Here is an 18,817-nt window from a genome sequence, read left to right as displayed (position 1 = left end):
CCCGGCCGGTTCGCCTCTCTGGCTGACGCCCGAGCCTTCTGCCAGCGGTTTTTCGGCTACTACAACCACGAGCACTATCACGCGGGAGTCGGGCTGCACACCCCGTTCACCGTGCACATGGGCATCGCCCACGCCATCCAGGACAAGCGGGCCGAAACCATCGAACGCTTCCGCTCGGCCAACCCCCACCGGTTCACCCGCACGCCCCGGCTCCCCAAGATCCCGCAGGTCGCCTATATCAACCAGCCGGAAGAAGCCGCCTAGCGATCAGACCAGCCCACTCCCTGTCGCATTTGACTTGACACCTTCCGTGTCGCCGGGCACTAACCGCCGAGCCAAGCGTGGTCGATCAGATCGCTTCGCTAGGCGAGATCGCGCACATCGTGGGAGACAGCCCGAACGGACCCCGTGGCGTCTCGCCTCTCACCCCTGAGGAACGCAACCGCTGCGATAACCTCATCCTGCTGTGCAGCCACCATCACCAACTCATCGACTCCCAGCCGAAGACCTGGACAGTCGATCGGCTCTTGGCCATGAAACAGGCACACGAGCAGCGAGTGCTGCGACGCCTCGGAGCGATTGACGCAGTCACCACAGCCGGCACCAGCGGCGAACCCGTGAACAGCGATTACCTGGACTGGTTCGTGCGCGTTGGTGACGCCTTGCCCAGGGTCTGCGACGTGACCAACCGCGCCGTTCTTGGAATCCATGCTGCGAGACCACTCCCGAGGCAGGCCAGCGAAGAGCTCTCGCCTGAACTCCCGACCTACATCCCACGAGACATCGATGCAGAATTGCGCAGGTGCCTCGAAGGTGCCCGCAGCGGCGGAGGCTTTGCAGTCCTGCTCGGTGCCGCAACCGCAGGCAAGACGCGCAGCGCCTTCGAAGCGATTCGCGCAGTGCTGCCGGAGTGGGGCTTCATCCTGCCGCCGTCTCCTGACGACCTGGCTTCTTTGATCGACTCTGGGATCCCGCTCGGTCGTTGTGTGATCTGGCTTGACCGTCTCGCTGGCTTTCTCGAATCCGGGCGTCTCTCAAGCGGCACGGTGCGAAGGCTCCTGGGGAACACGCAAGAGCCAATCGTTTTGATCGGCACTCTGTGGTCCACTGACTATGAACGTTTCCACGAACTAGCCAGCGCCAGCGGGATAATGAGCACGAGTGGAGAGGCGCGGGCCGTTCTCAGCTTGGCGCAGCTTATCGATCTCCCCGAGCGTTTCTCAGACTCGGAAGCTGCCCGAACTCTCCAGATCGCCCTCGTCGATCCACGTGTCAAGGAGGCGGCGGCCGTTAGCGACGGCGCACCCCCAGCAGTGTTGGCATGCGCACCGGAGCTGCTTCGCCGCCGGGCGGCTCCCGGCAACGCGATGGGAGCGGCAGTGATCACAGCTGCTGTGGAGGCCCGATTCTGCGGCCACCCTGACGTGATTCCACCCAGCTTGCTCCAACACCTTGCAGAGGAATATCTGACGCCAGCTCAGCGCGCGCTTGCGGAACCAGACTGGTTCGCCTCGGCAATTAGCTGGGCTTGCAGGCCCGTACTCGGCGAGGTGGCCCTCATGTCTCCATCAGCTCTCAAGGTCGGCGAACTGGATGGCTACGCTGTCTCAGACGTGCTCGTCTACCACGAATCCAAAAAGTGGAGCACGGCCAGGCGCGTGCCGGACACTCCATGGGACATCCTCGTCGCCGAGACGGACTTGGACGCCTGCGCCCAAGTAGGAATGCGAGCGATGATGTACGGCCTCGCGCAGTACGTCATCCCTGCTCTGACGCGTGTAGCCGATGCTGGGGATGAGGATGCCCTCTTCGCCCTCGCCATGGCGCATTACGATCAGGGTGACCTGGAGTCGGCCCGGACATGGTTCCTGAAGGCACACGATGTTGGACATGTTGCTGCGGCCGGGATGCTGGCCGTCGTCCACAAGGACCTGGGTGACCTGGATGGCGCGAGGTCATGGCTGCGGCGCGGAGCCGAAGCCGGAGATCCTGGTGCGATGGCCGGCTGGGGAAGTGAACTTGAGGACGACGACGACCTGGACTCCGCACGTTACTGGTACGAACGATCCGCTCAAGCTCCAAACGGCTATGGTTCGCTCTTTCTAGGAACATTCCTGCGGAATCACGGAGACTTGGAAGGCGCGCGCGATTGGTTCCGAAAGGCAGCCGATCACGCCCAAGCCGAGGCTGCCTACGTCCTGCCCCACCTCCTAGCCGGTGACGGCGACCAAGACGCGCCGGGAAGAAAGATCCGTCAGACCTATCTCAATAACTTCGCCGATGCCGCTACCAGGCTTGGCGAGGTACATCGCGCCTTGGGCGAGTCGGACACGGCCTACACGTGGCTGAACCAAGCCGCTGGGCTCGGCAACATCCAGGCCATGGCTCAACTTGGGGCGATGCTGTGGGAGCTCGGCAGATACGACGAGGCCGTTCGCTGGCTTGAACCGGCCGCCGACGCCGGGGTCCACGACGCCATGTTCTTCCTCGCCCTCATCATCGACGACCGCGGTGACACGGCATGTGCAGGGGCATGGCTGGCTAAAGCCGCCGTCGGCGGCGCCTCGTACGCGATGGGCCGGTTCGCACTTCACCTGCTCGAACATGGAGACATCGATGAGGCAACGAGTTGGGCGCGACGAGCCCATGAGGCTGGCGATCCTCTTATCGAGCAGGCCTTCGCGGCGATCTCCGAACGCATGCGCCAAACTGAGGAAAGGCCCCAATCCACTAACAGCACGGGCGATATCCACTGGACGCCGTTTGAACACCCATGCGGATGTGTCATCGACTGGGGCTGGTCAAGCCAAGAGGCTGATCCGCGTTCCTTTATCGTGTGGTGCACGTACGTCATCAATGAGGTCTGCCCGTGGCACGCTGAGGGTTCAACAATCGCCCCAGAGGCACGGAATTCGATGGTTTTCCTGCGGTGGCGCGCTGAGCAGGGCGGCTTCTTTGCCCGCGAGGCAACGGGCCACGATGTTGAACTTGGGTGCAGCCTAACTGAAAGTTTGCGGACTCTTATCGGACAAATCGCATCCGCCACCGATAATTCGATTGACGTAGAGATCCCGGCGGCCTACAGCGCGGCGCTCAGGCGCCATGGCTTCGATCCTCGCTCCGCATGGTTCGAGCAGCAGTTGACCGACATAATCCTCAACCGCGGGGAGTCGGAATTGGAGCCGCTGCTTCGTACTCTGAAATCCCGCGGAGACCCGGAACGATAGCCAGAGCCGTGCCTGTGCTGTGCCAATACTCGTGCATGGTGGTTGACCTGCGGTTTATTTTCGCTCCTCGTGTGCTTCCGCCTGTTGTATCTGATCTCCGTCCGGGTGGTGGGCCGGCTGGTCCTGCTGACCCGCGACGATGCCTTCAAAGACGTGGAAATCCCGGTGCTGCGGCATGAGGTGGCGGTGCTGCGCCGCCAGGTGACTCATCCGCGGCTGGAATGGGCCGACCGTGCGCCTGCCGAAAATTACATCCATGCAGGTCAAGCGGCATGTGAGTCCTCGTGGAGGACGCCGCCGAGCCGGTCTCGTCGGCGTACGTTCAGGTTGATGATTCGCCTGGGATCCGTGATCGGGTCCGGCACGGAACGCAGCGGCGCGGCTTGGTCCAGGGCTTGGTGGGCGCGGTGCTGGTTGTAGAAGCGTTCGTGCTCGCGTAGGGCGTGCCGCAGGTGGTGTTCGTTCCATACGAGGCAGCGGTCGAGGAGATCGCGGCAGGACTGCACCCACCGCTCCAGGATCGAGTTCATCCGCGGCATCCGGATGCCGGTGAGCACCGTCTTGATGCCGGCCTCGGCGAGGATCTCGTCCATGAGGGCAGGGGACTTTCCATCCCGATCTCGAAGCAGAAAGCGCGCCCGGCAGCCCGCATCGTCCAGGTCCATCACCAGGTTCTTTATCGCCTGGGCGACCCACTTTGCGGTGGTGCCGAGCACACGGATGCGCCTGGTGGCGTGCTCGATGACGGCCAGGATGTACTGGCGCTGGCCGTTCAGGGTGATGGTCTCGAGGAAATCGCAGGCCGGCAGGGTGTCGGCTTGCGAGCGCAGGAAGTCGGCCCCATGTGGTGGAGGCCCGCTCGGGCGCCGGATCATGCCCTGCCTGCTTGAGGATCTCCCATACCGTGGAGGGTGCCACCTTGATACTCAGCGTGGTGAGCTCGCCGTGGACCCGCCGGTAGCCCCAGCTCGGGTTTTCCCGAGCAAAGGCGCAGGATGAGAGTGCGGATGGAGCGGACCGTGGGCGGGCGGCCGGCCCGCTTCGGCTTGCAGGTACGGGCGTGACGTCGTTTCGTCAGATCGCGGTGCCGGCGCAGGTCGGTGTCCGGCTGGACGAGGAGCCGCAGCCGGCGCAGGACCTGGCGGGGCAGCGAGGTCAGGTGCGCGGCGAGAAAGGCCCGATCCTCGGGTGCGAATCTCACTCCAATGTCAGCGCCGAGCTGGCGTTCAAGGACGGTGATCTGGTGACGCAGGACGAGAATCTCCGCGTCCTTGTCCCGATCGCCCACGGGGAGCAACCGCAGCGCGGTAAAAGCGTTCGTGACCTCGCTCTGCGCACGCGCGGAGACCCCAGGAACAATCTTCCCGCCCTGTCCCGGGCGGAGCCCGGGTGCCGGGTTCGCGCGCACCCGGCCTGGCCGTCTACGCGCCATGCGCCTTTCGTCGGTTCGACGTCATAGCAGACATCCTTCCAAAGAAAGCCGCAACGATCAACGCGATCCCATCGAGCGTGACCCGCAGCCGCCCACCTGATCAACCCTCACATCTTCACCTGCGATGGCCATCGCCGCCGGCGTGGCTGCGGTCCAGGCTGGCCCACCGGCTCGACGCCGACGGCCAGCCGATCGTGCCGTGGCCGTCGCACGCCCGCGCCGAGACGGCCGCCCAGCGCCGCCCAGCAGCGCGTTCTCGCCGGCCGCGCCGACGCCACCGGCCCACGCCGCCCAAGCGCGGGGTCTGCTGATCGCGACGAGCCCGTTGGGAGGTGGCCGATGCCCACCCGACAGCGCAACCCCTGCACCACCCTCGGCTGCGCCGAGCTCACCAGCGGCGGCCACTGCCCCACCTGCGCCGTCCAGGCCGAGCAGCAGCGCGGCACCGCCGCCGACCGCGGTTATGACAGCGCTCACCGCAACCGCTTCCGCCGCACGGTGTCCCGGCCGGGGATCGCCCGCGCGGTATCCGCTTTCGCCGTCGGAACCCACAACGAACTCCTTGCCGCGGGCGGCCACGCCCGATACTGGCGCCAGCGCAGCAGGGCGGCCGAATGGAGGCTGGTCCGTCATCCATAACACGGCGCCACGGGGGCCAGCGGTAGGTCCGCCGAGCGCGAGCGCGGTCTACGGTGGCGGCAGGCTTGACCCCGGAGGTCCGCATGAAGCCTGTCCGCCTGGCCGCCATGACGGTGGCCGCCGTGCTCGTCGTCACCGTCTCGCCCGCCCCCGTCTCGGCCCTTTCCGTCCCGGCCGCCCCCAACTTGGCGGCATCCGGCGTCATCCGGGGCGGTGACGCCTTCGTCGTCAGGAACAAGGGGCGGTGCATCGTCGGGTTCACCGCACGGCGCGGCGCCACCGGCGGGTTCGTCACCGCCGGGTCGTGCGGGCAGCGGGGAGACGTCGCCCTGACCGGCTACGGCGGCACCCCGATCGGCGTCTTTGAGGCATCCTCCTATCCGGGCGACGACTTCGCGTGGGTGTCCCTGTATCCCGGCTGGACGCCGCACGGCGTCGTCGCCGGTCTCGGCGTCGAACGCCCGGTGCGCGGCGCGGCGGTCGCGCCGATCGGGTCGCCGGTCTGCCAGGGCAGCCCGGTCACCGGCTGGCGGTGCGGCGTCGTCCAGCAGCGCAACACCACCATCACCCATCCCGGCGGTACCGTCACCGGTCTGGTGCGGACGAGCGTGTGCGCCGAGCCGGGCACATCGGGCGCGCCGTTCCTCGCCGGCGACCAGGCCCAGGGCCTAACCTCCGGCGCCTCCGGCGCGTCCTGCGTCACCCGCGGCATCACGTACTTCCAGCCGCTCCAGGAAGCCCTGTCGGCCTTCGGGCTCACGCTGGTCACGAGCTGAGCCAGATCCTGCGCGACTCCCGGCCGGCGGCGTTTCCGGACGAGTACGGCGGGCTGCTGTGAGCCCGCAGCGGCCAGCACGTCGTGACTGATGGGCTGGGGAGAAGGCCACCATCGGGCGCAGCCTAGGGCGGGTACGGCGACTCCGCTACGGTGTTGCGCGTCGGCCGCACCCTCAACGACAGCCAATTCGCGACCCGGAGCGCCGCGCACGACTTGATACCGACCTGCCCGGGTCCGCAGCGCGGCACTGCTGCGCACCGCCATTAGACATGCACCCGACGCTGTCTCCTGAACTTGGGCGCGTTGCGTCTTCGCGATCGATCGCTGGCGGGCCCATTCCGCGGAGGCCGCTTCGCACTCGTGTGTCGAAGCGGCCGGTCCCACGGAGAGCAGTTCAGCCGCACGCTGAACCCATCACACAATCGGTCCCTACCCCGCCGGACATACCCAAGCGTCCTGATAGACCGCCTTTGGGCAAGGCTTAACGTGCCGCGGCCCCCGCGCGATTAGCCCGCCACGAAATCTACGTTGTAAAGGCGGGGGGCTGGGTTTGACAATCCGTCTTGCCTCTTAAAGGAACGGGCTTCGCCCGTACATCCTCCAACAACCTCCCGTTCTTCCCGTCCAGAGCAAGCGCCCTGGCCGATCATGGCCTGTCGTCCCTGGTGGGAGCCGGTTGCCGTGGGTGGGGCTTCTGCGTGCGGCAGCCTGGTGAGCACGGGCGAGCTCGGCCAGGGCTTGCAGCAGGGTGGCGGCTCAGCTCTGGTGGCCCATCGTCGACTGCTGGATCGGCAGGCATGGGGCGGGGCCGAACGGCTCCCACCGTTGCACGAGGGTCTGCCGCACCCCTTGGTCGAGCTGGGCCGCCACAGGTGTCTCCCCTCGTAGCAGCGCCATTCGGTGTCCGGGCTCGATCTCCCTGCTGCAGGGCAGGGCGAGGACCACGTCCTGTGGGCGGTCGCCGAGACCTTGCTCGTCAAGGCGTTCGATGCGTAGTCGCTGATGCGTTCGCAGCGCAGGCCCGGCCGGTCGCGCCGGCGGCAAGTGAGGCCAGGTAGCCGCAGGTGGCGGTGTCGAAGGCGGCGCCGTTCAGGCGGGACAGCAGCTGTCCTAGGGTACTGGCGGCCAGTCTGGGCGTGCCGGGTAGCCCGGCGCGGGCGCGCAGGCCTGGGTCGTATCCGGCGATGATGCGGGTGATCTTCGCCAGGGATGTCGCGCCGCCGAGCACGGCGAGCAGGGATAAGGCCAGCAGCGGGCCGAGCCGGTAGCGGCGTCCTCGGCGGCTGCGCGGGTCGGGCACGGCGTCCAGCGCCTCGGCCAGGGCCGGACGATCGAACGGATCGGTCAGCGGGTCGGCGGTGATGTGCTCCATGTAGTGGGAGAGCACGTCGATCGGGGATGATGGCACGCGAACGCGGCCCCTGTTCTTGATCGACTGGCTAGACACCGACGATCATCAGGGGCCGCGTTCTTCATGTACGCCCCTGGGGCCGCCCTCAACGATCCGGCCTGGTCGAGCCCGCGTAGGTCCTACCAGCCGAGAACGCTTCGGCCCTGGCGACGCTGTTGCCGGGACTGGTGCGGCCGGCGCCCGTTGTATCGGTGAAGGTCCATGTACGCGCCACCATGTGGCGATGCCAGTGCAGGATCGTGGCTGGGGTGACCGGGAATACACCCGCCCACCGGCGGCGGTGGATCAGCCGCGACTATGCCGCAAGCCAGAGCCGGTCGGCGTGACCCCACCGCGGCGGCCACCGAGTTGACGGCGGAGCACCTGGTTCTCGTGGCGAAGCACCGGCAGCTCAACGTCCTTGGACGGATCAGATCGGACCAGCACCGTCAGCAGGCCGAACAGGCGCCTCACCAACCGGTGGACCAGCGATAACACCACCTTGCGATGGTCGCAGCCGCCGCTCTGATCGCGCAGCAGAACCCACCTCAGAGCACGAAATCGTGTTTTCGAGCGGGACACCATGGGCTGCGCGATCGCCGATTGTCCGGCAGACACGGAAAGCCCCATGAGATGCCCTCCTTTGGCCCTGGTCTCTTAGTTTTCCGCCGCTGACACTGAGCCTGGCCAATATGCGAGGTTTCCAGGCTGGGATGCCTGTCCAATCCTGCTCATTAATTTTGGAGGCATGGTGTGTGTCGACGTCCGGGTGCCCTGCTCGTGGGATTGACGGCCGTGTTCGCCGGCCTGTCGCCACTGACGGCTCCGCCGGGCATCGCGGCTACGGTCACGGTGGCTTCGCCGGCCTCCGCTGACGACGATCCAGTGGGCTCGGCGCCCTGGGCGGCCGCCGAAGCGCGGCGGACCGGCAAGCGGGTCGCGGCGACGCTGGAGCAGTCCGAGGTGCGTGATGTCTACGCCAACCCGGACGGATTGTTCACGGCTGAGCTGCGGATCACCCCGGTACGCGTGCGGCGCGGCTCGGACTGGGTGCCGGTGGGCACGACGCTGCGGCAGCGTGCCGACGGCGGAGTGGAGCCGGGGGCGACCACGGTCTCCGTCACCTTCTCCGGAGGTGGGGACCAGCCGCTGGTGCGGTTCGGGCAGGACAAGAGACGGATCGAGCTGCGCTGGCCGGCGCCGCTGCCGAAGCCGGTGCTGACCGGGGACACCGCGACCTACCCCGAGGTCCTGCCCGGCGTCGACCTGCGGATGAGGGCGACGGCGCAGGGCTTCGGCAAAGTGCTGGTGGTCGAGGACAGGACCGCCGCGGCGAACCCCAAGCTGGCCGAACTGACCTTCGACCTGGCCACCGAGGGTGTGAAGGTGCGCGGCGAAGGCCACGGGGACTTCGGCGTCTACGACGAGAAGAACAAGCTCGCCTTCGGCTTCGGCGCGCCGATGGCGTGGGACTCGACACCGGCGAACGCCAGGCGCGCGGTGGGCGGCCTGGAAATCGCCGGGAGCACTTTGGTGCTGAGGCCGGACTTGAAACTGCTGACCGATCCGGCGACGCGATTCCCGGTGTACATCGATCCCTTTGTCGAGGCGGGCCGGACGGGGATGGCGATGGTGCTGTCCGGCCAACACGACCAGGAGTACTGGGGCGGTGACAACGAGAAAGTGGCGAAGGTCGGCTACTGCGGCTGGGACTTCTGCAATGGCATCGCCCGCTCCTCTTTCCAGTACGACGCCGCCTTCCTGGCGGGTAAGCACGTACAGCAGGCGAAGTTCAACATCTTCGAGCATTACTCGCCGTCATGCACGAGGACGGACGTGGTGGCTTTCGGGACCGACCCGGTCAGCGCGGCCACCACCCGGGACAACCAGCCGTACAAGGAGTCAGAGGGGCCTCAGCAGGTTCAGCTCACCACCCAGAACGTGGCCTGGGGCTACAGCGCTTCCTGTCCGGGTGCCTGGGTGGGGTTCGATGCCACGGCGGCGGTTGAGAAGGGGGTGAAATCACACAACGGCGCCACAGCGATCACGCTGAGGGCCGGCAACGAGGGCGACAAGAGGGACTACTTCCTGGCCCTCAACTGCGGCACCCACGCCAGCGCCACGGCACGACCGGAGGCGCATTGCCGTCTCGGCACCCTGTCGATGGTCCAGTTGCCCTGCACCACCGCACTGATGATGGGCCGAGCCGGCACTGACACCTTCACCTCCACCGATGCCGCGTGTGAGGACAAGACGGTCGTACGGAGGCTCGGCTACCTCTGGACCAGCCCGCCGCAGGACGTGACCGGGGCACCGGGCGCGGTCGGCGCCGAGCTGTTCGACTCGCTCGACCGCGACTGCGAAGGCCAGGAGCCGGATCGCTCCCTGGGCTTCGTCATCACCGGCCTGTGACCCAGGAAGGAATCTCGAGTTCCATGCGTCGTACCCGTTGGCAGTTGTGCTCGATCACGATGCTGACCTGCTTATTCATCATGCTGATGGCCAGTACGCCGGCCGGCGCGACACCGGCGCAGATCGTGGACGCCATGGCCTTGGAAAGACCGGTCAAGCCGAGCAAACCGGACGAGGTCGAACCGGTGCCGGGCGAAGACTTCGTGCCCGCGGCCGCCCGGCCCGACCCCGAGGCGGCGCCTGACCATGTGCCGCCCGCGAGGGCTGATTGGCCGGAGGCGGGCGCCGCCGAGGTCGAGCTGTCCGCGCCTGTGGCGGGTCGCTCCGCGAAAGCGGCCAAGGCCGAGGCCGGGTCGCTGCCCGTGTGGGTGGCGGCGACTGCGCGGCCGGGGCCGGCGCGGGTCAAGATCGAGGTGCGAGACCGAGCCACCGCCGAGAAGGCGGGCGTGGCCGGGCTGCTGGTCTCGGTCCGGCGCACCGACGGCAAGGCCGGCCGGAGCCCGGTGATGATCACCGTCGACTATTCGGCCTTCAAGGACGCGTACGGTGGCGACTGGGCATCGCGCCTGCGGCTCGCACCCGCCCCGGGCGAGCAGACCCCGGTCACCGCCGTACGCAACGACGTCAAGGCGGGCACGGTCTCGGCCCAGGTGTCCGTCGGGGACGCGCCGAGCACGCTGGCGCTGGCCGCGGCGGCCGACGGGTCGAAGGGCGACTACAAGGCGACCTCGCTGGCGCCGTCCGGCATGTGGCAGGTCTCCACCCAGAGCGGGGACTTCTCCTGGTCGTACCCGATGGACACGCCGCCGGTGCCGGGCGAGCTGGAGCCGGACCTGGCGCTGTCCTACTCCTCCAGCGCGGTAGACGGGCGCACGGTGTCCACCAACAACCAGCCGTCGTGGGTGGGGGAGGGGTGGAACCTGTCGCCCGGCTTCATCGAACGCTCCTACAAGGGCTGCGCGGACGATCTGGGCGGTAACAACGGCACGACCAAGACCGGCGACCTGTGCTGGGAGACCGACAACGCCACGATGGCGTTCGGCGAGCAGTCGGGCCGGTTGATCTTCGAGAACGACGTGTGGCGGCCGCAGGCCGATGACGGCACCCGGGTGGAGCGTGCGGTCCGCAATGATCCGCAGGTCAACGGCGACGACGACGGCGAGTACTGGAAAGTCACGACCACTGATGGCACGCAGTACTTCTTCGGCCTGAACCGGCTGCCGGGCTCGGGCACCACGCAGTCGACGTGGACGGTGCCGGTGTACGGCAATGACACCGGCGAGCCGTGTCGCGCGGCCACGTTCGCGGCGTCCGCCTGCCAGCAGGCCTACCGATGGAACCTCGACTACGTGGTCGACGCGCACGGCAACTCGATGAGCTACTTCTACACTCCCGAGAGCAACAAGTACGCCCAGAACATGGGCCAGACCACCGGCACGTATGTCCGCGGCGGCACGCTGGCGCGGATCGAGTACGGCACCAGGGCGGGCGCCGAGTCCGCGGGTTCCGCGCCCGCACGGGTGGTGTTCGGACCGGCGGATCGTTGCGTGCCGGGCTCGACCTGCGCCACGCACAACGACGCCAATATCTGGCCGGATGTTCCGTGGGACACCGAGTGCACGACCGCGACGTGCGGGACCAAGTACTCGCCGACCTTCTGGTCCACCCAGCGACTGGCCAAGATCACGACCCAGATCTCGACCGGGAACGGGAACTACCGCAGCGTCGACCAGTGGGATCTCGCCCACACCTACCCTCCGGCCAATGACGGCAGCGGCGACAAAGCGCTGTGGCTGAACGGCATCACGCACACCGGCCTGGCCGGTACGGCGATCACGCTTCCCGCGGTGACGTTCGACGCCACGATGCTGCCGAACCGGGTCAACGCGGCGGACGACGGCCTGCCGCCGCTGAACAAGCCCCGGCTGACGAAGATCACCTCCGAGTCGGGTGGTGCGATCGACGTCACGTACGCGCGGCCGGACTGCGCCTCTGGCACCCGGCCGGTCCCAGAGACCAACACCAAGAGGTGCTTCCCGCAGCGTTGGGCGATGCCGCCGGCGACCGAGCCGGTCAACGACTGGTTCCACAAGTACGTGGTGGCCAGGGTGACCCAGGACGACCAGGTGGGCGACGCCAAGGACATGGTGACGAACTACGACTACGACACCGCCAAGGGTGGTGCCTGGGCCTATGACGACAATCCGCTGACCGAGGAGAAGAAGCGGACCTGGTCGGAGTGGCGAGGTTATGACAAGGTCACAGTCCGCCAAGGCGACCCGGCCAACGACGAGAACAAGCCCGAGTCCAAGACCGAGTACTTGTACTTCCGCGGAATGCACGGTGACAGGCTCAACCCCACGGGTGGCACGAAGCCGGTGGAGTACACCGACTCCACCGGCGCCACGGTGGCCGACGTGGAGCCGCTGGCGGGCTTCCAGCGTCAGGAGATCACCTATGACGGCGCCACCCCGCTGACCACCGGGTACAGCGACCCATGGATCCGGCTGACGGCCACTCAGGGCGGCTTCAAGGCGCATCAGGTGGAGGTCAAGCGGCGCGAGATCCGGGAGCGGCGCAGCAGCACGACCTTCCGCACCACCCAGGTGGAGACCACCTACGACGAGTACGGCAACGCCACGCAGGTCAATGACTTCGGCGACATTGCCGGGACCGGCGACGACCAGTGCACCATCACCACGTACGTGCACGACGCCGCCAAGATGCTGGTGACGTTCCCGAGCACCACCAAGACGGTCGGGGTGGCCTGCGGGAAGACCCCTTCGTACCCAGATGACGCCATCTCCGACACCAAGATCTCGTACGACGGCCAGGACTTCGGCAAGGCGCCGCTGAAGGGGGACGTGACCAAGAGCGAGGTGGCCAAGAGCTACACCGGCGCGACCGCGACCTACATGGTGCAGAGCACCGCGAGCTTCGACGACCTCGGCCGGGTCAAGGAGACGAAGGACGCGCTCAACCGGACCACCACCACGTCCTACGCCGAGACCAACGGCCTGACCACCGCGGCCACGGTGACCAAGGTGGCGGCACCGGAGAATCACGTCGAGACCACGACCATCGATCCGGCGCGGGGTCACCCGACCAAGCAGGTGGACGCCGCCGGGAGGGCGACGTCGCTGATCTACGACGCCCTCGGGCGCCTGACGAAGGTGTACAAGCCTGGCCGTACCGAGGCCAACGGCGATCCCCACGTCCGCTACGACTACGGCGTGAACCGTACCGGCGGCCCGAACTGGATCCGCACCAGGACCCTGCGGGCCAACGGCAACCTCGTCGACACCTACGAGTTGTTCGACGGTTTCCAACGCCCCCGGCAGACCCAGCAGCCCAGCCCGGGCGGTGGCCGGATCCTGACCGACAGCCAGTACGACACGCGCGGCCTGGTCAGCGTCAACCGCCCCGTCTACCACGCCACCGGCGACCCCGGAACCACGCTGTACTCGCTGACCAGCACGGAAGCCGGCAAGCTCCCACCCGCGACCGTGACCACGTACGACGGGGCGGAACGCAAGACCGCGGAGATCTACTTCGAGCACAACAGCGAGCGGTGGCGGACCACGACCTCCTACAGTGCCGACTGGGTCAGCGAGATACCGCCCGAGGGCGGGACCGTGACCACCAAGTGGATCGACGCCCGCGACCGGATGACCGCTCTGGTGCAGTACCGCGGCCGTACGCTGACCAGCCCGAACGATGTCACCCGCTACGGCTACACCAAGGCGGGCCAGTTGGCCACGGTCACCGACGCGGCTCTCAACGTGTGGCGCTACCACTATGACGCGCTGGGCCGCAGGATCAGGGCCGAGGACCCGGACAGGGGCGTCTCGACCATGACCTACGACGACGCCGGCCAGTTGAAGAGCGTCACCGACGCCCGCGGCAAGACCATCGTGTCCCTGTACGACGATCTCGGTCGCGTGGCGCAGACCCGGCTCGGCTCGGAGACCGGCACCCTGCTGACCAAGAACGTCTACGACACGCTGGCCAAAGGCGCCTTGACCTCCTCGACCCGGTACGTCAACGGGCAGGCCTACAGCCAGGAGGTCACCGGCTACGACACGGGCGGACGCCCGCAAGGCACGTCGGTGACCATCCCTGCGGCGGAGAACCAGCTCGCCGGAACGTACACGACGAGCTTGACCTACCGCGTGGACGGCAGCCTGGCCACGAAAGCGCTCCCCGAACTGGGCGACCTCCCCGCCGAGACGATCGTCTACGACTACAACGACCTCGGCCGATCCAAAACGATGACCGGCAAGCTGACCTACGTCACCGACACCACGTACACCGCCCTCGGCGAGACCGCCCAGATGGAGCTCGGCACCACGGACAAGCGGCTATGGCGTACCACCAACTACGAGGAAGGCACGCGCCGCCTCACCGAGAGCCTCACCGAACGCGACAAGACCGACAACGGCGCTGGGACCGTCGTCAACGACCTCACCTATGACTACGACTTCGCCGGCAACGTCACACGCATCACCGACCGCACCGCGGGCTCGCAGAAGGACAGCCAGTGCTTCACCGTCGACTACCTGCGCCGCGTCACCGCCGCCTGGACCCAGGACACCGACACCTGCGCGGCCACCCCGTCCGCCTCGCTCGTAGGCGGCCCCGCACCCTACTGGCACCAGTACGACTATGACGCGATCGGCAACCGCAAGACCAAGACCGTCAAAGGCCTGGCCGGCGCCGCCGACACCGTAACCGGCTACTCCTACCCCAACTCCGGCGCCGGCGCGGTCCGGCCCCACGCGGTGGCCAACACGACCACCAACTCCACCACGATGGCCTACGGCTACGACGCCTCGGGCAACACGATCTCCCGGCCCGGACCCACCGGCCTGCAGACCCTCACCTGGAACGACGAAGGTCTCCTGGCATCCATCACCGCCGCCGGGAAGACCACCTCGTACGTCTACGACGCGATCGGCCAGCAGTTGATCCGACGCGACCCCGGCGCGACGACCTTGTTCGCCGGTGAGGGCGAACTCCGCCTGAACACCGCCACCGGCTCCACCACCGGAACCCGCTACTACGACGGTCTGGGCACCCGCACGGGCGACGGCTTCACCTGGACGGTCGACGACCACCACGGAACCTCCCAGCTCGCCATCGACGCCCAGAGCCTGGCCACGACCACCCGGCGCATGGACCTGTTCGGCAACCTCCGCGGCACCAACAGCGAATGGCCCGCCGGCAGCCGAGGATTCGTCAGCGGTACGGCCAACCCGGAGACCGGGCTGACCCGGCTCGGCGCCCGCGAATACGACCCGATGACGGGCAAGTTCCTCTCGGCCGACCCGGTCATCGACCCGTTCGATCCGCAACAGATGAACGCCTACGCCTACAGCAACAACAACCCCGCCACCATGACCGACCCCGATGGGCTGAGATACAACTCCCGCGACAACAGCCTCAAGAAGGCGCTGCGCGCTTCCGGTAACAAGCACAAGAAGAGGACGAAGCAGCTCACCAAGGCGCTGCGGAAGAGCGGCAAGGAGTTCAACAAGCGGCGCAACGCCCTGAACAAGAGGGCCGCCCGTGCCATACGTGCTTCGTTTAAGAAAGACCCGTACTGGGAGCCCAATGAACCGCCCAAGGAGGGCTCTCGGCCCTGGTGGGGCTGGTGGGACACCAAGATCGATGCCTCAAACTGGGACTGGGATCTCGGCAAGCTGTTCAGAAGTCTGGACTGGCTGAAAATCCTCCGAAACTTCGCGGATTCGATCCGTCCCGGGCTGGAGGCTTTATGGAACAACCGAGGAAAGATTCTGGGCACCCTCGGGTTCATCCTGAGCGTGGCATGTGCCGCTTGCCGGGCAGTAGTGGCCGGCCTCACCCTTATCGGAATCGCGGACGGCCTCATCTCATGCGGCTTCAAGCGGGACATGGCCACCTGTGGGGGAGCAGCGATAAGCATACTGACCGCCGGGCTCGGTGTTCGTTTCGGCTCTTCCGAGCTCGGATTCGACAGTGAACTCGGTGAGGCGGCCGTCGCCTCAGTTGATCTGGCGCTGGCCTGGGGCGGAGACCTGCTCTTCGGGGAAGAAGAAAACTGGCACGGAACAGGCGGCAAGCTGGACACTCGGCCGCTAAAGGAGATATGCGAAAAAATTAAATGCGGGCATTCCGGCTAGTAGAGGATACGGCTTGTCGATGTACGACTCACCGCTTTCCCGGTCATCGCCGACCAGGATGATAAACTGGAACGCCCCATCAAGCTCAAGGGCGGGGAATACGGCTGGTGGACCTACGTCACCCCAACACCATCCCTCGCCGCCTCGGCGAAGGATGGTACACGTGGACGGACGAACTCTTCACGTGGACCGGTTCGTACTGGCGCTATTCGACACTTACGCCCGATAATCCTGAGCGGTATCCCGTCGACGTCTCCTGCGAGTTTTCTCTGCCTTCCAGCGGGACGTATACGTGGGGTTCCGGTCTCGATCCGCACTTCTCAAGCAGGTTGATTCAGAAAGAAGCTCCATGCAGTCGACACTGACGGGCACACTGGGCCCTGGCGCCAGGGGCGCGCTGGCAGGCGCCGACCCGTGAGGCGATCACCCAAGCCCGCCCAGCGCCTGGGAACTGGGCCAAGATGGCTTGCCGCGGCGATCACCGGCGCCGTCAGCAAGGTACCCGGGATCAGCACATGGGTGCAGGCTCGCCGATGGGAGGGCAGGCCGACGGTGGGCGCGGGTTGGCCGGCTCGGTGGACCCCGGCACCGCGCCGAGGGGACTCGGTTCCTGTCCAGGGGACGACGCATCGATGTGGGGGGAGTCAGAAGCGCCGGCCGTGTCCGTTGGCACAGGTGCAGGAGTGGACTCGCTGGCCGGCATCGAGGCCGTTGTGAGTGTCGGGGTTGCAACCGGCGCCGGAGTGAGTGCTGGAGTGAGGGCAGGGGTGGCCGCCGGGCTCGGGGACGGGCTTACCGAGGGAGTGGTCACCGTTCGCATCGGACGAGCGGGGACGTCGGATGCTGCGTCCTTGTCCCTGTCGGCCGCCGGTTTGGTGGGCGCGGCCTTGCGAGCGGGCTTGCCGGTGAGCTGCTCGGCCACGGTACGGTCGGCTACGGTCTGGTAGGTCAGGATGCCGCCCATGCTGATGGCGAACACCAGCCCAGCGGCTATGGCCACTCTGGCCCACGGCAGCCTCCTGCGCGGTGCCTCCTCTACCGATGCCACCAGGTTGGGCGATCCGCCGATCACCGTCGTCGCGGCGGCGTGCCCGCGCTGGGCGCTCACCGTGTGCCGCTTGACCTTCTCACCGGTGCGTTCGAGGTAGTGCGCGTACACGGCGGTGCCCACCGTGGTGCCGACACTTACCAGCGCCGCGCCGATCACGGTGCCGGCCACCCCGAGATACGAGGCCGCGACCGCGGCGGTCGCTGCGGCCAGCGCGCTGCCCGCGATCTGTGGCCCGGTCAACTCGAACTTCCGCTGAACGTCGCCCATCCCGGCCCCAATCCCCTTCTTGATCCATCATTCATTCAGCGAGAAGCCTTGCCCGTACACAGCCGGACGACGGCGACGACAACGCACTGCAACACCGCCGATCACCGCGGACACGAGTCCCTGATAGCCGACGCAACTCTCTGGCCTGACGATCGTCACCCCCACGCATGACCTCGGGCTTAGGAGCGCCAGCGCGCCCGATGGGCCCCAGCACTCGCCCGGCGTGACCCGTGGCCCCGTCAACCAGCGACGACGTCAAGCAGCCGACCGCCGAGGCGGAACCCGCAGCCTTCCTCGCGACAACTCACACGGCGAGTCCGCCCAAGGCCCCACGGTCATGCTTATGCAACCCGGTCCGGCCAGGGCGAAGCCATCAGCCACCTCGCCCCGAACCGCTCCGAGCCCCGCATCGATCGACTCGACGAATCGGCCGTACTCGCTACCGGCCCACCCCCATACACGGCGAGGGATCCGTCAATGCCGGTCAGCGCCGCCCTACCGACTATGCGACCACCAGCGCCGTCCGACGGCGCCCTGCGCGAGGAGCCAGCGCTGTCGCGCCTGCGCGGCCAGGTCACGCATGACAGCAGCACCGTACGGATGACGGCGCAGCAACGAGCAGAGCTCCGCGCCGGCCAGGCCCAGCAGAGCCAGAAGAAGAGTGATTTCCAGGGCCGAGACGGCCGCGATTCCGAAGACGATTGCCGTGATCACTGGGACGACTCCAGCCGCCCGCCGGGCGGCGTTATTGATGGGTTTAAGGCGGTCATCGAGGGGTCCGTTGGGATGAGTCTAGGTTCGTCATCAGCCCTCACCCCAGCGACCCACCGCCGAATGGGCAGAGCTTTGCCATCCCGCGCCCCACCTTTGGCGGCCGGACGGGTTTGCCGCGATGACCCGCGTGCTCACTCCACTCGCCTCAACCAACCGGCGGCGACGCTGAGACCAGCGATCTTGCGGGCGTGGACGAACTCCGCCGGGCTCCCGCCAAGCGGCGCGACGAACACCGGCCCGCACGGATCGTGGACATGCGCCGGACAGCGGCAGGCATCACCGCCACAGCACGTGCTTTCGGGCATAGACCCAGCGAGGGACGGCGCCGCCATCCGATGCGCGCCCTCTGACCGCCTGGACCGCATCCGCCGATTCATGAAGGAAAGGTCGAGCATCTCCGACCGCCTTTGCGAAGGAGGTTCTCAACGGCGCCGGCAACGGGATCGGGGCGGGGCCGTGCTCATTGAGCTCGGCCGGATATCCCGCCATGCTCGGGGGACGGCGGGATGAGCGCCTAACCCTTGTGACGCCAGATCAGACAGCCTTTCTCCACGCTGCCGCCCGGCGCGCTCCCTCTCGCCCCCCAGCACCGTTACCACTTCCAGCCGTTTCAAGAACGGCTCCACCTGGGGTGTTCACGAAGGGGATTGGCCTGGAGCGGAGCAGGTACTCACAAGATCGCT

Annotated in this window: 13 protein-coding genes; 7 read left to right on the top strand and 6 right to left on the bottom strand. The window is 67.1% G+C overall.

Annotation, left to right across the window (positions count from 1 at the left end):
* Both C4V41_RS62135 and C4V41_RS31515 read left to right on the top strand, forming a co-directional pair.
* The coding region (locus C4V41_RS62135) for a transposase (RefSeq protein ID WP_235030478.1) at window positions 1-264 on the top strand (264 nt) is incomplete at its 5' end.
* 77 nt (window positions 265-341) lie between these two features.
* Complete coding sequence (locus tag C4V41_RS31515) at window positions 342-3,227, top strand: tetratricopeptide repeat protein (RefSeq protein WP_103959584.1); 2,886 nt, start codon at window positions 342-344, stop codon at window positions 3,225-3,227.
* 263 nt (window positions 3,228-3,490) lie between these two features.
* Here C4V41_RS31515 and C4V41_RS63255 read toward each other — a convergent pair whose 3' ends face one another.
* Window positions 3,491-4,102 carry a hypothetical protein gene (locus tag C4V41_RS63255; RefSeq protein ID WP_200824351.1) on the bottom strand — a complete coding sequence of 204 codons (612 nt, stop codon included), beginning with the start codon at window positions 4,100-4,102 and terminating at the stop codon, window positions 3,491-3,493.
* Between the two features lie 185 nt (window positions 4,103-4,287).
* Between C4V41_RS63255 and C4V41_RS63250 the strand changes: the two genes are divergently transcribed.
* The 3 genes from C4V41_RS63250 (at window position 4,288) to C4V41_RS31495 (ending at window position 6,074) form a co-directional block, all read left to right on the top strand.
* Complete coding sequence (locus tag C4V41_RS63250; protein WP_200824350.1) at window positions 4,288-4,686, top strand: hypothetical protein; 399 nt, start codon at window positions 4,288-4,290, stop codon at window positions 4,684-4,686.
* Between the two features lie 312 nt (window positions 4,687-4,998).
* On the top strand, window positions 4,999-5,298 hold the full coding sequence (locus C4V41_RS31500) for a hypothetical protein (RefSeq protein ID WP_103959582.1): 300 nt from the start codon (window positions 4,999-5,001) through the stop codon (window positions 5,296-5,298).
* Between the two features lie 83 nt (window positions 5,299-5,381).
* Window positions 5,382-6,074 carry a S1 family peptidase gene (locus C4V41_RS31495; protein WP_103959581.1) on the top strand — a complete coding sequence of 231 codons (693 nt, stop codon included), beginning with the start codon at window positions 5,382-5,384 and terminating at the stop codon, window positions 6,072-6,074.
* A gap of 758 nt (window positions 6,075-6,832) precedes the next feature.
* Here the strand turns inward: C4V41_RS31495 and C4V41_RS62130 are convergent.
* From C4V41_RS62130 to C4V41_RS60930, 3 genes are all read right to left on the bottom strand, one after another.
* On the bottom strand, window positions 6,833-6,973 hold the full coding sequence (locus C4V41_RS62130) for a hypothetical protein (protein WP_160150469.1): 141 nt from the start codon (window positions 6,971-6,973) through the stop codon (window positions 6,833-6,835).
* Between the two features lie 79 nt (window positions 6,974-7,052).
* Complete coding sequence (locus C4V41_RS31485) at window positions 7,053-7,484, bottom strand: transposase family protein (protein ID WP_103959579.1); 432 nt, start codon at window positions 7,482-7,484, stop codon at window positions 7,053-7,055.
* Window positions 7,485-7,772: 288 nt separating this feature from the next.
* Window positions 7,773-8,096, bottom strand: coding sequence for a hypothetical protein (locus tag C4V41_RS60930; RefSeq protein ID WP_146103858.1), 324 nt, complete (start codon window positions 8,094-8,096; stop codon window positions 7,773-7,775).
* A 150-nt stretch (window positions 8,097-8,246) separates the two neighbouring features.
* Between C4V41_RS60930 and C4V41_RS31480 the strand changes: the two genes are divergently transcribed.
* Both C4V41_RS31480 and C4V41_RS31475 read left to right on the top strand, forming a co-directional pair.
* Window positions 8,247-9,878: a hypothetical protein gene (locus C4V41_RS31480; protein WP_146103857.1), complete on the top strand. Its 1,632-nt coding sequence runs from the start codon at window positions 8,247-8,249 to the stop codon at window positions 9,876-9,878.
* A gap of 23 nt (window positions 9,879-9,901) precedes the next feature.
* The gene (locus C4V41_RS31475) at window positions 9,902-16,042 is read left to right on the top strand and encodes an RHS repeat-associated core domain-containing protein (RefSeq protein ID WP_146103856.1); all 6,141 of its coding nucleotides are present in this window, start codon (window positions 9,902-9,904) and stop codon (window positions 16,040-16,042) included.
* 508 nt (window positions 16,043-16,550) lie between these two features.
* Here C4V41_RS31475 and C4V41_RS31470 read toward each other — a convergent pair.
* A complete protein-coding gene (locus C4V41_RS31470; protein WP_103959576.1) occupies window positions 16,551-17,360 on the bottom strand; it encodes a hypothetical protein in 810 nt (269 codons plus the stop codon).
* 495 nt (window positions 17,361-17,855) lie between these two features.
* Window positions 17,856-18,074 (bottom strand): hypothetical protein, encoded by a 219-nt coding sequence (locus C4V41_RS31465; RefSeq protein ID WP_103959575.1) that lies wholly within the window; start codon window positions 18,072-18,074, stop codon window positions 17,856-17,858.
* Window positions 18,075-18,817: the final 743 nt, after the last annotated feature.

This window comes from Nonomuraea solani (genome assembly GCF_900108335.1).
Lineage (GTDB): Bacteria > Actinomycetota > Actinomycetes > Streptosporangiales > Streptosporangiaceae > Nonomuraea > Nonomuraea solani.
This window is presented reverse-complemented; position numbering and strand designations above follow the sequence as displayed.

Coding starts and splice junctions, on each gene's coding strand:
- C4V41_RS31500 (WP_103959582.1), top strand. CDS start 4,999: ATGCCCACCCGACAGCGCAACCCCTGCACCACCCTCGGCTGCGCCGAG.
- C4V41_RS60930 (WP_146103858.1), bottom strand. CDS start 8,096: ATGGGGCTTTCCGTGTCTGCCGGACAATCGGCGATCGCGCAGCCCATG.
- C4V41_RS62130 (WP_160150469.1), bottom strand. CDS start 6,973: ATGGCGCTGCTACGAGGGGAGACACCTGTGGCGGCCCAGCTCGACCAA.
- C4V41_RS31495 (WP_103959581.1), top strand. CDS start 5,382: ATGAAGCCTGTCCGCCTGGCCGCCATGACGGTGGCCGCCGTGCTCGTC.
- C4V41_RS31475 (WP_146103856.1), top strand. CDS start 9,902: ATGCGTCGTACCCGTTGGCAGTTGTGCTCGATCACGATGCTGACCTGC.
- C4V41_RS31470 (WP_103959576.1), bottom strand. CDS start 17,360: ATGGGCGACGTTCAGCGGAAGTTCGAGTTGACCGGGCCACAGATCGCG.
- C4V41_RS63255 (WP_200824351.1), bottom strand. CDS start 4,102: ATGATCCGGCGCCCGAGCGGGCCTCCACCACATGGGGCCGACTTCCTG.